The sequence below is a fragment of the Xanthomonas hawaiiensis genome (assembly GCF_031834635.1).
In the GTDB taxonomy this organism is placed as follows: Bacteria; Pseudomonadota; Gammaproteobacteria; order Xanthomonadales; family Xanthomonadaceae; genus Xanthomonas_A; species Xanthomonas_A sacchari.
Genome location: NZ_CP115873.1, coordinates 2660298 through 2676974, shown reverse-complemented (window position 1 = coordinate 2676974; position 16677 = coordinate 2660298). Strand labels below are relative to the sequence as shown.

The window sequence follows — 16677 nt, the reverse complement described above, 5'->3', positions numbered from 1 at the left end:
CGATGGCGGTCGCCACCTTGCTGTTGCCGGAGCGGGTGCGCCTGGCCGGCGCCGTGCTGGCCGGCGAGGTGGCGCGCGCGTTCGGCCGCGCCGACCGCACGCAGGCCGTGCCGGGCGGCGAGGCGCAGTTGCGCCGCCATTTCGTGCTGGCGGAAGCCTCGTTGCCCGCCGCGGCGTTGACCCGGCAACTGGACGCCGGCGATGCCGCCGACGGCCTGTGGCTGCGCGCCGATCCCGCCTATGTGGTGCCGGACATGCAGGGCGCGCGGCTGATGGCGCATGGCGACATGCTGCCGCTCGACGCGGTGGACCTGGACGCGCTGCTGCCGGCGGTGCAGGCCCTGTTCGCCGAGAGCGGGCTGACCCTGGACGCGCCCGATCCGACCCGCTGGTATCTGCGGCTGCCGGCCGACAGCGTGCTGCCGGTGTTCGCGGCGCCGGCGCAGGTGCTCGGGGCGGATCTGTTCGACCACCTGCCGCAGGGCGAGGACGCGCGCCGCTGGCGTGCGCTGCTGACCGAGGCGCAGATCGTGCTGCATCAGCATCCGTGGAATCGCGAACGCGTCGCCCGCGGCCAGCCGGCGATCAATTCGCTGTGGTTCTGGGGCGGTGGCCGCCTGCCGGCCACGGTCGGCACAGCGCATGCGCAGGTGCGCAGCCGCGATCCGCTGTTGCGCGCGCTCGCCCAGGCCGCCGGCGTCGCCGACGCGCAGGCACCCCGGGTCGATGCCCTGGTCGACCTGCGCCAGTTGCGCGCGCCCGAGCAGTTCGTCGGCGAGGTGGTGCAGCCATTGCTGCAGGCGCTGCACGATGGCGAGTTGCAGCAGCTGCAACTGGATTTCGAGGACGGCACCTGTTTCCGCATCGCCCCCGCGCAACGCTGGCGCCTGTGGCGGCGGCCGCTGTCGCGCCTGGACGCATGAGTTCCAGCGCGCGCATCGTGCGGCGGCCCGCGGCGGCCGCGGCCGGCCCGTGGCATGAGGCCACCTTGCCGCTGCTGCGGCGCATCTACGCCGCGCGCGGCGCGCACGACAGCGGCCTGGCGCAGCCCAAGCTGGCGCAGCTGCTGCCGCCGGATGCGCTGAGCGGCATCGATGCCGCCGTGGCGCTGCTGGCGGAGGCGATCGCGGCGGGCAAGCGCATCCTGGTGGTCGGCGATTTCGATTGCGACGGCGCCACTGCCTGCGCGGTGGCGGTGCGCGGGCTGCGCCTGCTCGGTGCCGCGCAGGTGCTGCACGCGGTGCCCAACCGCATGGTCCATGGCTACGGACTGTCGCCGGCGCTGGTGGCGGAACTGGCGCCGTTGCAGCCGGACCTGCTGGTGACGGTGGACCACGGTATCGCCTGCCATGCCGGCGTCGCCGCGGCCAAGGCGCTGGGCTGGAAGGTCCTGGTCACCGACCACCACCTGCCGGGTCCGGCCTTGCCGCCGGCCGATGCCATCGTCGATCCGAACCTCGCGGGCGACGCCTTCCCGAGCAAGATGCTGGCCGGTGTCGGGGTGATCTTCTACGTGCTGCTGGCGCTGCGCCGGCACCTGCGCGCGCACGGCGCGTTCGCCGCCGCGCCGCCGGACCTGGGCGTGCTGCTGGATCTGGTCGCGGTCGGCACCGTCGCCGACCTGGTGCCGCTGGATCCGAACAACCGCGCGCTGGTCTCGGCCGGCCTGCGCCGCCTGCAGCGCGGCGAGGGCTGCCTCGGCCTGCGCGCATTGATCGAAGCCAGCGGCCGCGACCCGGCACGGCTCAGCGCCAGCGACATCGGCTTTGCGCTTGCCCCGCGGCTCAACGCCGCCGGCCGGCTCGAGGACATGGCCCTGGGCATCGAACTGCTGTTGTGCGAGGACCCGCAGCAGGCGCGCGCGATCGCCGCGACGTTGGAAGAGATCAACGCCGAGCGCCGTGCGGTGCAGCAGCAGATGACCGACGAGGCCGAGGCGGTGGTGGCGCGGGCGTTGCTGGCCGCACCCGAGCAGCCGCCGGTGGCGGTGTGCCTGTTCGATGCGCAGTGGCATCCCGGCGTGATCGGCCTGGTCGCCTCGAAGATGAAGGACCGCCTGCACCGGCCGGTGATCGCCTTCGCCCCGGCCGAACCGGGCAGCACCCAGTTGCGCGGCTCGGCGCGTTCGATTCCGGGCTTCCACATCCGCGACGCGATGGCGGCGGTGGAGGCGCAGCGGCCGGGCCTGATGGAGAAGTTCGGCGGCCATGCCATGGCCGCGGGCCTGAGCCTGCCGCAGGACGCGCTGGCCGAGTTCGAAGAGGTGTTCCGCGCGCATGCGCTGGCCAGCCTGGATGCGGAACTGCTGCAGGCCGAACTGCTCAGCGATGGCGCACTGGATCCGCACGAACTCGACCACCGCCACGCCGAGGCGTTGCGCCAGGGCGGGCCATGGGGGCAGGGCTTCCCAGAGCCGCTGTTCGATGGCGAATTCGAGGTGCTGCAGTGGCGCGTGCTGAAGGAGCGCCATCTCAAGCTGAGCCTGCGCTGTCATGGCCGCGCCGCACCCTTGAACGCGATCCACTTCAACGGCTGGCACGGCCGCGAACCCGGCCGCCGTGTGCACATCGCCTATCGCCTAGTCGCCGACGACTACCGCGGCGGCGATGCGGTGCAACTGGTGGTGGAGCACTGTTTGCCGTTGGATGGCTGAGCGTCTGGCGGTCTGACGCGACTGGCGGTGCCGGACCCTCACCCCAACCCCTCTCCCGGCGGGAGAGGGGCTTTGGCTGTTCCTTCTCCCATCGGGAGATGGCGGCACGCGGCGCCTGACAGAACGCAAGGAAACGGCGCCGATCAGCGACTCCGAAGATCGCTGAATTAATTCATATTTATGAAAAACGAAATTGTCAAGAAATTTATTGGGGAGCCATGGCAAATAAATGGGATGTGAATCGAGATTGACGGCGAGCCATAAAGTGTGGATTCTATGTCGTCATTAAGCCTTTGTTTAGTTGCAGCAAGGATCGCTCATGTCGAAGATGGTGCCGCTCTCGTTGGAAGAGAGCGCCGGCCCAGGAGAGGGCTGCCCGCAACTGGCGTTGCACGGCCTGGTACTGCTCGCTCAGTTTCACGGCATCGCCGCAGATGCGGCGCAGATTGCCCATGCCTTTGGGCGTTCCGGCGAGCCATTCGATGACACGACACTGCTGTTGGCTGCCAAGCAGCTAGGGCTCAAGGCAAAAGTCACTTCGCAACCCGTATCGCGCATCGCCATGGCCGCGCTCCCGGCACTCGCGCTTGCGCCGGGCGGGGACGCCTTCATCGTCGCCAAGGTCGGGTCCGAGCAGATCCTGATTCACGACATTGAGAAGAAGCGCCCAGCTTCGCTCTCGATCGAAGAGTTCGGCGCTCGTTACGCCGGCCGCCTACTCCAGGTGGCTTCGCGTGCGTCGGTACTGGGTGGACTGGCCAAATTCGACTTCAGCTGGTTCATTCCTGCGGTCGTCAAGTATCGCAAGCTGATGCTGGAGGTGTTCGTCGTCTCTTTCTTCATTCAGCTGTTCGCGTTGGTGACGCCGTTGTTCTACCAGGTAGTGATGGACAAGGTGCTTGTCCATCATGGCTTGACCACTCTCGATGTCATCGCCGTCGGCCTGATTTCGATGGCGCTGTTCGAGGTGCTGCTGACAGGGCTACGCACCTACGTCTTCGCCCATACCACCAGCAAGATCGATGTGGAACTGGGGGCGCGACTGTTCCGTCATGTACTGGCGCTGCCGCTGGCGTACTTCGAGTCCAGGAGGGTGGGCGACACCATCGCGCGCATACGGGAGCTGGAAAACATCCGCAACTTCCTGACCGGGCAAGCACTGACGTCCGTGCTGGACCTACTCTTCACTGTCGTGTTTTTGGCGGTGATGTTCTGGTACAGCGGCTGGCTGACCTTGATCGTGGTGCTGTCGCTGCCGTTGTACGCCTTGATTTCGACGCTGATCACCCCCTTGTTACGGTCGCGCCTCAACGAGAAGTTCGCTCGCGGCGCGGACAATCAGTCGTTCCTGGTGGAGACAGTAAGCGGGATCGGGACAGTCAAGGCGATGGCGGTGGACCCTCGGGTCACGCGGACCTGGGACAACCAGCTCGCTGGCTATGTCAGCGCCGGCTTCGGGGTGACGCGCGTGGCGACGCTAGGCCAACAGGGCGTGCAACTGGTGCAGAAGGCAACCGCGGTCGCCGTGCTGTTCTGGGGCGCCAAACTGGTCATCGAGGGCAAGCTTTCCATCGGTCAATTGATCGCCTTCAACATGCTGTCCGGCCAGGTCACCGCGCCGATCATTCGCCTGGCGCAGCTGTGGCAGGACTTTCAGCAGGTCGGCATCTCGGTCGAGCGACTGGGCGATATTCTAAATTCGCGCACCGAAGTGCCCGGCAGCAGGCTTGCGCTTCCCCCGATACGCGGCCAGGTCACGTTCGAGCGCGTGACGTTCCGCTATCGACCGGACGCGCCGGAGGTGCTCAACGCGATCGACTTGGAGATCCGTCCAGGCGAAGTGATCGGCATTGTCGGCCGATCCGGATCGGGCAAGAGCACCTTGACCAAGCTGGTACAGCGGCTCTACACGCCGGAGCAGGGCCGGGTATTGATCGACGGCCAGGATCTGGCATTGGCCGATCCGGCATGGCTGCGGCGGCAGTTGGGGGTCGTGCTCCAGGAAAACTTCCTGTTCAACCGCAGTGTGCGCGACAACATCGCATTGTCCGATCCCGGGATGCCGTTGGAGCGCGTCATCCAGGCTGCCAAGCTTGCGGGAGCCCACGATTTCATCGTGTCGCTTCCGGAAGGCTACGACACCAAGGTGGGCGAACATGGCACCGGCCTGTCCGGTGGGCAGCGCCAGCGCATTGCGATTGCCCGTGCCCTGATCGGTAACCCACGCATCTTGATCTTCGACGAGGCGACCAGCGCGCTGGATTACGAGTCGGAACATGCAGTGATGCAGAACATGCGCGCGATCTGCAAGGACCGCACGGTTTTGATCATCGCGCATCGCCTGTCGACCGTGCGCCACGCCGATCGCATCGTGGTCGTGGAAAAGGGACGCATCGTCGAGAGCGGCTCGCACGGCCAATTGGTCGATGTGCCGAATGGCCACTATGCGCGGCTGCACCGGCTGCAGCAGGCGGCGCCATGAGACATAAGCTCCAGGGATGGCAGGATTTCCTGCGCCGGTATTGGACGGTGCTGCGTTCCGCATGGTCCGTTCGCGCGCAGTTCGATACGCCCACCCGCAGCGCGGACGAGCGCGCTTTTCTCCCCGCGCATCTGGAACTGACCGAGACGCCCGTCTCTCCCACCGCCCGGTGGACGATGCGCATCCTGATCGCGTTTTTCTGTGCTGCGTTGCTATGGGCGTGCCTGGGGAAGGTGGACATCGTTGCCGTCGCGCCCGGCAAGACGGTGGTCGACTCGCGGACCAAGGTAGTGCAAGCGGCTGAGACAGCGGTGGTACGCCGGATCATGGTGCGTGATGGGCAGGCAGTGAAGCGCGGCCAATTGCTGGTCGAACTGGATGCCACCGCCACCGGTGCCGACTTCACCCAGGCCGGCGATGCGTTGGTCAACGCGCGTCTGGCGGCTTTGAGACAGGCGGCGCTGGTACGCGCAATCGCCGAGAGCCGACTTCCGGTGCTCGACGCTGCGAATGGTCTGAACCCGGAGCGCGTTGCGACCGAGCAGCAGTTGGTGGTCAGTCAGTACGACGCTTTTCAGGCGCATCGCCGCAATTTGGAGGCCAGCATCGCCCAGCGTGAAGCGGAACTGCGAACGACGCAGGACGCCATTGGTCCGTTGGCCGAATCCGCGCGCATTTCCGCGGCGCGTGCGCAGGACTACGCGCGTCTGGTCGAGGGCAAGTACGTGGGGCGGCACGAATACCTGCTGCGCGAGCAGGAGCGCATCGCGGCCGAGAGCCAACTGGCGACCCAGCGTAATCGTCTCCAGGAGATCCGCTCCTCGCTCAGCGCCGCGCAGGGCGAGTTGCGGATGCTGGTGACGGAGACGCGTCAGAACGCGCTCGATGCGCTGCGCCAGGCCAACGAGCAGGTGGCGCAGTTGACCCAGGATGTCGCCAAGACCGAGCAGCGCAACAGGCTGATGGCATTGCACGCGCCCGTGGACGGCACGGTCCAGCAATTGGCTGTCCACACCGTAGGCGGGGTCGTGACGCCCGCCCAGCCCTTGCTGGTCGTGGTGCCGGCCAAGGAAGGGTTGGAGGTCGAGGTGAGTGTGTTGAACAAGGACGTCGGCTTCGTGCGCCCGTCGCAGGCGGTGACGGTCAAGGTGGAAAGCTTCCCCTACACCCGATACGGCCATTTGACCGGCCGTGTTCTATCCGTCTCCCACGATGCCGTGCAGGACGATAAGCTCGGCCTGGTCTTCCCGGCGCACGTCAAGCTGGATAGCGCGACGTTGAATATCGAGGGCGTCCCGGTTCGCCTGACCCCGGGGATGAGCTTGAGCGCGGAGATCAAGACGGGCAGGCGGCGCATTATCGACTATCTGCTCAGTCCACTCCAGCAACATACCGATGAGGCGTTGAAGGAGCGGTAGTGCGCGCTGTGTTTTGCGTATTGCGCTTGAGCGTCTAGAGCAGAGATGCATGGCGGTTCGGGCCTGACGAATTGAACGCTCCGGTGCTGCTGGTGCTGACGTGGATATGAATTCTTTCTGAGTGAGGCAGTATGAAGTGCCACAGATTGCCAATTTTCCTGATTCTCCTCGCCTGCTCCAGCGTTGTGGCATGCAGTAACAAACAGGAAATGCGATGGAAGGAACAGGTGTGGCTGAGCGACGGTCGGCGTATTGATGTTGATCGTTATTCTACTGCTTTGAAAAGTGGTTTCCCTAATGCCAATGATGGCCCCCCTGTTTATCAGGAAATAAATTATTTGCCTCTTGACGTGCATTGGTCTGCCAAGAGCGGGAAAAGCGGGGTTCCAGAAATGCTCTCCTTCGATATTATTGATGGCGACGCATATCTGATTGTCGTCATGAGTGGGAATTTGGAAGCGTTTTGTGCTGAAAAACCTGTAGGGACCTATTTACTAAGTGTCTATCGTTGGCGCAAGGGCGCTATGCAAGAGATAGATCAACGCGAAGCGCCCATCGCAAGGATGGGCGTCAATCTGTCAGGAACAGGTAACTGGGGGCTTCGTCATGCGGATAAGCCTGTTACCTATCTATCCTGGAAAGATGTGGCTTTTGCAACAAAACAGCCAAGTGAGGGTCCTCCTGAGTTGATCTCAGAGTTCTATAACACACATGATCGTGCAGTTTGCAAGTAATTTTAATTAATTAAATAAGGATGTTGTTATGAATTTTACAGATTTGCAGCTTGATTATGCGCGACTTTCGGCAAATGTTTATGGCGCGAAAGCTTCTGTTAGGAGTCCTCTGAATACGTTGCAGATTCCAGAAAAATGGCATCAGCTTGATATGCCTGAGAGGGTTTTGGATTCGGGTTTCATGGCGCGCGCCTATCAAAATGAAGAAACTGGCGAAGTAGTCATCGCCTATGCCGGCACTACTAAAGAAGAGGGAGCGGAACTGTCTGACTGGGCGACCGGAAATATTCCAGCGGGAGCTGGAATTTATTCTGCTCAGGTATATGAGGCTGCGGCATTTTATCTTGACGTTCTGAAAATGCCAGGTGTGGACAAATCAAAGGTCAGCTTTACGGGGCACTCGCTTGGTGGAGGGCTCGCCTCCCTAATGGCTGTTTATTTTGATAAGAAAGCGACGGTTTTTGATCAGGCTCCATTTGAAGCGTCTACGCTGCAGATATATGAGGAGGGGAGCTCATATCCGAGGATGGAGGAATATCGAGTCAGGTTGAAGTCAGATGGCTATGATTTGCCAAAAGAGTTCAATGATTACATGGATCATGGCGACTTGGATGGGCGCAACAAGAATGTCAAGCAAATCGTAGTGGATGGCGAGGTGCTCAGTTACATAACGGGCGGTCTCGCCAAGGTCAACGACGGAAAGCCGATTTCCATTGATCCTCAAGCTGAGAGTATGTTCGGTTGGGGTGGGAGTATGTTGGCTGACTTTAATAAAGCAGTTGATCTGCATTCGATGACCCTTATGGTCGGTCTTATGAATTCTCAGCAGTTTCTTGAGATTGTTCAGAATTATAAGGAGTTGTTGCCAAGATTATTTCAAGGCGTATACCAAGATGTCGCCCCGACGAGCCTCATTAAAAGTACGTTGCTGGAATTATTGGTTCAGCGCCAGCTCGCAGAGGAGGGCGCGCTTGATGCACTGGCGATTGATTTGTCAAAGATAAAAGGTACGGAGTTGCGTGGCGGTGACGGCTTCTTCTCGATAGATGAGAACGGTCAGTCTAAGAAAATAAACCTGGCCGCTGCTATGGTGGATGTTGTATTGGCCGGGATTTATCAACAGGCCGATGGCAGAACGCCACAATCTGGTTTTTTAAGCGAGATTACGGGAGTCCTGACCCGTGCAGATGGCTATCTGGCCTTCGATGCTGAGGCACTTGGTAAACAAAGAGAGGTTGGAATCCAGTCGCTGAGTCAATATGTCGCCTTGAGAACACAAGGCATGCCTGTCGGTGCGAGCACTTTGGCACACGCCCGTTGGGGCATTCAGGACGGCGGCCCCATGCACTACGTCGCCTCGGAGAGCGACACGCGTTCGGACGTAGTCGTTGCGTTGCACAACAGCAACATCATTGCCACCGGCGGCGGGGACGACTTGGTGCTGGGCGGGGGTAGCGACGACGATATCAACGGCGGATCGGGCAACGATCAGCTCTATGGTGGCGCCGGCATGGATATCTACCGGTTCTACAGTAAAGATTCCGTGCTGGCCACCGTCGATCGCATCTACGACAGTGGCGGCGATGGCTTCATTTACATGGACGATGTAAAGGTGGTAGCGGGCGAGCGCATCTCCGACTCGGCCTGGTTGGACGGCAGTGGGAAGTTGGTCTTGAAGTGGATTCCGGAGCCGTTCGGTGGCCTAGTCGTCAAGAACATCGCCACTGGCGGTACGATCTATGTGGACAAGTGGTCGAATGGCCAGTTGGGTATTACCCTCGCCGGTGAGATTGCAGTGGTCGACCTCGCGTCGATCACCGACGAGGCGGACGCCTTTGGCGATCCTGCCCTCAACGGCGGCGACGATACCGTCGCCGCTCTGGGCGGCAACGACGGACTGAGTGGTGGTATCGGCGACGACTATCTCGATGGCGGAGATGGCGATGACCTGATCGCAGGCGGCGCAGGCGACGATCGCCTGGTCGGTGGCGACGGCAACGACTACATCTTTGACGGCGCGCGTCAAATGAGCTTGAGAGCGCTCGACGACCAGCGGCGCGATGCCGACGGGAAGACCGAACTGGATCGCTTCAAGGAGCAGTGGGCTGCTGCAGGTCAGTCTGTCATCGCAAGTGGCAAGAATTGGTTCATCTATCGCGGCGCCGATGGCAAGATCGTCGTCAATGCGCCAGGGTGGGTGGACGTCGACGCGAATACATCGCCTGGAGGCGATGACATCATCGATGCAGGGGCTGGCGATGATCATGTCTTCGCTGGCGAAGGCGACGACGTGGTCACTGGCGGCGCTGGCAAGGACACCATTGAAGGTGGCGATGGCAACGACATCCTCAGTGGCGGCAAGGACGATGATTTCATTATCGGCGACGGCCGAAGCGCGGACGCGCTGCTTGGCCCTTCAGCAAGTGGCGCGAATCCCAATGGCAACGACGTTCTGAACGGCGAAGAAGGCAACGACCGCCTGTACGGATATGGCGGCAGCGACCAACTGTTCGGAGGCGACGGCGACGACATCCTGAAAGGTTTCGGCAATCCGGACGCGCAGGAAGTCGCCGGCCAGGAGAACGACTATCTGGATGGTGGGGCGGGTAACGACAAGATCGAAGGTGGTGGCGGCAACGACATCATCTACGGTGGTACCGGAGCGGATGAACTGTCTGGCGACGATCAGTTCGTCGATGTCGCATTGCATGGCAACGACTTCATCGACGGCGGCGACGGTGACGATCTCATCTGGGGATTCGGTGGCGCCGATACATTGAAGGGCGGAGCTGGCAACGACATCATCACCGGCGACTATGCCGGTCTGCCGCTGTGGGCGCAGGGCGACGATGTGATCGATGCCGGAGAGGGCGACGACATTGTCCAGGGCAATGGCGGCAACGATCTCATCTATGGTGGAGCCGGCGACGATGTGCTTGGCGGCGGTGAAGGCGATGACCGCATGTTCGGCGGAGACGGAAAGGATGAGCTGCAGGGCGGTGCCGGCGACGACATGTTGTACGGCGGTGCCGGCGATGATCGTCTCTATGGCGAGGCGGGCACCGACTATCTGCAGGGCGGTGAGGGCAATGACGAATTGCAGGGCGGCGACGGCAACGACGCGCTGTATGGCGACGCAGGCGCCGACATTCTTTTCGGACAGGCTGGCGACGATGTCCTGAGTGGTGGAGAAGGGGACGATTCCCTTCAAGGTGGTAGCGGCAACGATACGCTCGATGGCGGAAGCGGTATCGACTATCTCTCGGGTGGCGACGGCGACGATATCCTCCGCGGAGGCCAACAGAACGATGAGCTGAACGGAGGTGCCGGCGACGACGCGTTGGACGGAGGCGACGGCAACGATCTTCTGTTCGGAAACGAAGGCAACGACTACCTCAGCGGTGGCAACGGCGACGACCAATTGACCGGCGCCATTGGGAACGACACCTTGCTCGGAGGTGCCGGCGCGGACTCCCTGTATGGTCAGGAAGGCGACGACGTGCTGGATGGCGAGGACGGCAACGACGTGCTGTTCGGTGGCGCAGGAAACGATACGCTTTCCGGTGGCGGTGGCGACGACGTCCTGATCGGCGAGGCGGGCGACGATGTGATGGCAGGCGGTGGCGGCAACAACAGCTACTTCTTCGATCGCGGCTTCGGGCACGATGTGATTCGCCTGACTGCCGGCGCAAAGGATCAGATCGTCTTCAGGGAAGACATCACGTCCGATGAGCTCATCTTTACGCGTAACGGGGACGACCTCACCGTTCGCATGGCGGACGATACAGATGCCGTCAGCCTGATGGGGTATTTCATCGCCGGCAATCAAGGTGTGATCCGTACGTCGGACGGGTACAGTTATTCCGCCTCCAGCTTCGCCAATGGCGCGCTGCAGGGCCGCGCGACGAAGGGGACCGAGGGCGCCGATACCATCGAGGGAACCGAGTCGGCCGACCGCATCTATGGCTTGGCCGGCAACGACACGCTCTATGGCGGCGCCGGCGACGACCTGTTGGACGGAGGGGCGGGCGACGACGTCCTGTACGACGGAGCGGGCAACGACACCCTGGTCGGTGGTACCGGTAACGACACCTATTTCGTTGGGTCGTTCAGCGGCTTGGATACGATTGCCCAACTGGGCGCGCCCAATGCGGGCAGTGATCGGATCGTGCTATCGCGGTTCGACTCTCAATCGGCCATGAATTACCAGATTTCGGGTAGCGACCTGCTGATTGCCGCTTACTCGGATAACGGGCCTGGCGCAATCGTGAGACTGGAGGGATTCCTGGCTGCGGGCGCCCCACGGCACGTGATCGAACTGGGCGATGGGAAGACGCTGACGGCACTGGACTTCAATCGTGTCTCGTGGTGGGGGACGAGCGGCGCTGATACCTATTCCGGTGGATTCGGTCCGGACTCGATATACGGTGGTGCCGGCAATGACGTGCTTTCCGGTGGCGCTGGGGACGATCTCATCAGCGGCGATGACGGCGACGACACGCTGTATGGCGGCATCGGCAACGATTCCCTCTTCGATGGTCAAGGACGGGACGTCCTCTACGGGGAAGATGGCGACGACACATTCAACATAACACGCGATTCCCAGGTCGATCGGTTCATCGGCGGCAAGGGAAATGATGCATATTATATGTATCATAATTATACCAGCTCCTGGCAGCCTCCGGTCGCTGATTTGAGCGAGATCGAAGAGGAGGCTGGAGGTGGTGTCGATACCCTCTACACGAATTATTATATCGTCCGTTTGACGTCGAATATCGAGAATGCAGTCGTCAAGGCGGCGTCCTTCTGGTATACCGCTGTTCCGAGCCAGGTGATCGGCAACGAATTGAATAATGAGATTCGCATTGAGCAAGACAGTGCTGCCGGTAGCTATTCGGGAAAGAAGTATCTACTGGATGGCGGTGCTGGCGACGATACGCTGATCGGTCGGGAAAGCGACGATACTTACGTCGTCGATAGCGAGGGGGACATCATTGTCGAATCTTCGATGTACAAGTCGATCGATACGGTGCGCGCTAGTTTTTCATATTCCATCGCAGACAAGCTGCAGTTGGAGAACATCGAATTGACGGATGGTTCGGTGGAAAGTACCGCGATTGGCAATCGTTTGAATAATGTCCTGAATGGCAGGATGTCTTCTGCAGCGAATACTCTGATCGGGGGCGCTGGCGACGATACCTACATCGCCGGCGAAAACGATATCATCGTCGAGGAGGTCGGTGGTGGGCAGGATACCAGGCTGGTCTATGGTGATTTCGATGTTCCGTCCGGCGCAAATATCGAGATCTACCGCCTCGTCGAAGGCTATAACGCGACGCTGCGAGGCAATGAGGAGGACAATATCCTCTACGCAAGTGTCGAGGGTGCTGCGTTGATCGGAGGCGACGGCAACGACCACCTCTATGCGACGAGTTGGGTCTCGAATCGGCTTGAGGGCGGCGATGGCGATGACCTTTTGCAGTCGTCTGCCAGGAGCGCCATCCTGACCGGTGGGCGAGGGGCGGACGAAATCGTGACTGGAGCTGGCGACGAGCGCATCATGTACTCGCTGGGCGACGGGCAGGATGTCATTCGCGCGGAATCTCAAAACAACAACGGTGCCGATGTTCTTCAGTTCTCGGCGGATGTTCGCCCGGAGGATGTACTCTGGTCGCGCGCCGGGAACGATCTGCTCATCACCATCGGGTCCTCCGGCGATGCGGTGACGGTGAAGGACTACTGGAAGGATGACGGAACTGGCGCGCAGTCCTTCGGCAACACGGTCGGCGAATTCTATTTCGATTACGATCAGAGCACCCACCGAGGTGACCTTGCGCAATTGCCCTACTTCAACAAGCCGCCTGTTGCCGATTCGCAAGTCCAGGCGACCATCAATGCGATTCGAGGTGAGGAAGCGCGCTATGAACTGCCCGAGGGGATGTTTACGGACGATCCCAGCGATACGCTGACATATTCCCTTCAGTCTAGCGGTTGGGGCCTCCCGGACTGGCTGTCGATCGACAGTGTCACCGGTTCCATCTCGGGTGTGGCGCCTGTGGGCGGTTCGACAGTGCCCTTGTTCTATGTTGTGGCAACCGATAGTGCCGGGGGGGCCGCGACTCATAGCGTTCGGTTGAATGTCCGTAATTTGATTCAGGGAAGTTCGGAGTCGGACGTATTGGAGGGGACATCGGCTGCCGAAGAGTTGCGTGGGCTCGAAGGAAACGATCGCCTGGATGGTAAGGGTGGATACTACGATCGCCTCGTCGGTGGAAATGGCGATGATGTCTACGTGCTACGTACTGGTGACGAAGAGATTGTCGAACTGTCGGGCGGCGGTTTTGACACCATCGAGATTTCCGAAAACTATTCTTATCTCCGCACTGAATTTGTCGAAAGAATCGTTCTGAAGGAGGGAAGTTCCGCAACTCAGGCATCCACCAGTAATAGTGATCAGGAGTTGGTTGGAAATTCTTACTCAAATATGCTTTTTGCTGGTGTGGGTAATAATAAGTTGGTGGGTGGGGCCGGAGATGATAGTTACATCTTTGAGTATGGTTTGCATGGAAGCGATGTGATCGATAATTCTGGTGGCGGGGAAGACGAAGTCCGTTTTGATTACTTCCATATTTCGCGCGATGATCTTATTTTCAATCGCCAGGATGACGATTTGATCATTCGTGTCGACGGCAAGGAAGGGCAGGTTCGTATAGTCAATCAGTTCAAGGGCGATGGAACCGGAGTGGCCGGTCTGAGTATCGGCTATGACGACAGGATCACGGCGTCCGAATTCGAGGGGCTTCTATCGCCATCCGATTCCACGCCGTCGAACGAGAGGTTCGCTGCGAACGCTGTGACTGCAAACAATAATGCAATCCACGAGGCGGAATTCGATGATGTGGAGAGCATGCAATCAAGGCGTACCGGTGTCAGTGGACGGCGTTCTAATTCTTTGCTTTATCATCGATTCGATGGCGGTGCGCGGGTGGGCGCCATCAGCCACATCGACAACTTCCGTGAAATTCGGACACTTGTCGAAGCGATGAGCGGGTTTTCAGGTGCGACAAACCCCCATTCCGCTGATGCGACGTTTGCGGATTCGGCGGTGTTCCCTTTGCGCTCTGCGTTGCTCGCTAGCGCACATGCCCACGCAACGCACGTGAGTCACATAGAGATGTAGCCGGCTTTCTGTTGTGTGCTGTGTATTTTGCTGTTCAGGCGGGCGCCAAGCGCCCGCCTTTCTTTTGTGGGAGATGTGGCCTGCTGGGTCTGCGCGCTACACTTTGTCCATGTCCGATCCGTCCGGCGCCAGCGCCTATTCCCGTTTCCAACCCTGGCGCCGCAGCTTCGAAATCGGCTTCTGGGTCGCGCTCACCCTGGTCAACGCCATCGCCAACAGCGTTACGGTGTTGATCGACATCCGCAACACCGGGCTGCATTTCGCCTCATGGGAGCCGGTGGTGTGGGAGTGGTCCAGCCAACTGATGTTTCTGCTGATCGTGCCGCTGGTCGTGCTGCTGACCCGGCGCTACCCGCTGCACTGGGATACCTGGCGGCGCCGGCTGCCGGGCTACCTGCTGGGCAGCGTGGCGCTGTCGGTGCTGCACGTGGTGGGGATGGTGGCCCTGCGCAGCCTGGTCTACCGCCTGCAGGGCCAGCAGTACGACTTCGGGCCGTGGCCGCAGGGCCTGGCCTACGAGTATCTGAAGGACGTGCGCAGCCTGGCCTCGATCGCGCTGTGCGTGGAGATGTACCGGTTCCTGCTGCGGCGCTGGCAGGGCGAAGCGGCGCTGCTCGGCGCGCCCGACGCCGGCCCGCCGGTGGGCTCGCTGGAGCGGCCGGAGCGCTTCCTGGTGCGCAAGCTGGGCCGCGACTTCCTGGTCGCCGCGGCCGACATCGAATGGCTGCAGGCGGCCGGCAACTACGTCAACCTGCGCGTGCGCGGCCACGACTACCCGCTGCGCAGCACCATGGCCGCGATCGAGGCGCGGCTGGACCCGGCGCGCTTCGTGCGCATCCACCGCAGCTACATCGTCAACCTGGCCAGCGTGGTCTCGATCGAGCCGCTGGAGGCTGGCGAGGCGCGCGTGCACCTGCGCGACGGCAGCCAGGTCCCATGCAGCCGCCGCTACCGTGCCGCGCTGCGGGTGGCGGCCGGGGAGGGCGAGGCGGCCACCGTCGAGTAGGCCGGCGGCGCTGTGGCGCGGCGGCCGGAATTGCTAGAATCGCGCTCTTGTCTGCTGGAAACGCCGCAATGATCGAACTCAATCCGATTCGCCACCGCATCGCCGATCTGTCCGATCGGGTGCTGTCGCTACGGGGGTTTCTTTGACTACGACGCCAAGAAGGAGCGTCTAGAGGAAGTCACCCGTGAGCTGGAAAGCCCCGATGTCTGGAACGACCCCGAGCGCGCCCAGGGCCTGGGCCGCGAACGCGCCAGCCTGGAGAAGACCGTCGGCGGCATCGCCAGCGTGCTCGATGGCCTGAACGAATCGCTGGAATTCCTGGAACTGGCCGAAAGCGAGAACGACGAGGCCACCGCGCAGGCGGTGCTGGCCGATGTCGACCGTTTCCAGGCGCAGGTGGAGAAGCTGGAATTCCAGCGCATGTTCTCCGGGCAGATGGATGCCAGCAACGCCTTCGTCGACATCCAGGCCGGCGCCGGCGGTACCGAGGCCCAGGACTGGGCCGAGATCCTGCTGCGCATGTACCTGCGCTGGTGCGAATCGCGCGGCTGGAAGACCGAGCTGATGGAAGTCTCCGGCGGCGAAGTGGCCGGGATCAAGTCGGCCACGCTGCGCGTGGAAGGCGACTTCGCCTATGGCTGGCTGAAGACCGAGACCGGCGTGCACCGGCTGGTGCGCAAGTCGCCGTTCGATTCGGACAACCGCCGCCATACCAGCTTCACCTCGGTGTTCGTGTCGCCGGAAGTGGACGACAACATCGACATCGACATCAATCCGGCCGATCTGAAGACCGACGTGTACCGGTCCTCCGGCGCCGGCGGCCAGCACGTCAACAAGACCGAGTCGGCGGTGCGCATCACCCACGTGCCCACCGGCATCGTGGTGGCCTGCCAGACCGGGCGCAGCCAGCACCAGAACCGCGACAACGCGATGAAGATGCTGGCCGCCAAGCTGTACGAGCTGGAGATCCAGAAGCGCAACGCCGAGCGCGATGCGGTGGAGGCGACCAAGTCCGACATCGGCTGGGGCAGCCAGATCCGCAACTACGTGCTCGACCAGAGCCGGATCAAGGACCTGCGCACCGGTGTGGAGCGCTCGGACACCCAGAAGGTGCTCGACGGCGACCTGGACGAGTTCGTCGAGGCCAGCCTCAAGTCCGGCCTGGAAGCCGGCTCCAAACGCAGCGACGCCTGAACCGGCGGCC

8 protein-coding genes are annotated in these 16677 nt (G+C 61.7%); all 8 read left to right on the top strand.

The window, feature by feature from the left end; all coding sequences use genetic code 11:
• The first annotated feature begins 2 nt into the window (after window positions 1–2).
• Complete coding sequence (locus tag PG878_RS11435) at window positions 3–923, top strand: phosphoglycerate mutase (RefSeq protein ID WP_209029177.1); 921 nt, start codon at window positions 3–5, stop codon at window positions 921–923.
• Window positions 920–2653, top strand: coding sequence for a single-stranded-DNA-specific exonuclease RecJ (gene recJ / locus PG878_RS11430; RefSeq protein WP_209029178.1), 1734 nt, complete (start codon window positions 920–922; stop codon window positions 2651–2653). The genes PG878_RS11435 and recJ overlap by 4 nt, the downstream gene beginning before the upstream one ends.
• Window positions 2654–2972: 319 nt before the next feature.
• Window positions 2973–5135 (top strand): type I secretion system permease/ATPase, encoded by a 2163-nt coding sequence (locus tag PG878_RS11425; RefSeq protein ID WP_425510424.1) that lies wholly within the window; start codon window positions 2973–2975, stop codon window positions 5133–5135.
• Complete coding sequence (locus tag PG878_RS11420) at window positions 5132–6553, top strand: HlyD family type I secretion periplasmic adaptor subunit (RefSeq protein ID WP_209029179.1); 1422 nt, start codon at window positions 5132–5134, stop codon at window positions 6551–6553. The genes PG878_RS11425 and PG878_RS11420 overlap by 4 nt, the downstream gene beginning before the upstream one ends.
• 209 nt (window positions 6554–6762) lie before the next feature.
• Window positions 6763–7287 carry a hypothetical protein gene (locus PG878_RS11415; protein WP_244672389.1) on the top strand — a complete coding sequence of 175 codons (525 nt, stop codon included), beginning with the start codon at window positions 6763–6765 and terminating at the stop codon, window positions 7285–7287.
• Between the two features lie 28 nt (window positions 7288–7315).
• Window positions 7316–14467 carry a Tle-like phospholipase domain-containing protein gene (locus tag PG878_RS11410; protein ID WP_280515082.1) on the top strand — a complete coding sequence of 2384 codons (7152 nt, stop codon included), beginning with the start codon at window positions 7316–7318 and terminating at the stop codon, window positions 14465–14467.
• A 109-nt stretch (window positions 14468–14576) separates the two neighbouring features.
• Window positions 14577–15473 (top strand): LytTR family DNA-binding domain-containing protein, encoded by an 897-nt coding sequence (locus tag PG878_RS11405; RefSeq protein WP_209029181.1) that lies wholly within the window; start codon window positions 14577–14579, stop codon window positions 15471–15473.
• A 68-nt stretch (window positions 15474–15541) separates the two neighbouring features.
• Window positions 15542–16667 (top strand): peptide chain release factor 2 gene (gene prfB, locus PG878_RS11400; RefSeq protein ID WP_160958641.1). Its coding sequence is split into 2 segments (ribosomal slippage): window positions 15542–15616 and window positions 15618–16667, totalling 1125 coding nucleotides; the frame shifts between segments, so codons are not numbered across the junction.
• Window positions 16668–16677 lie beyond the last annotated feature (10 nt).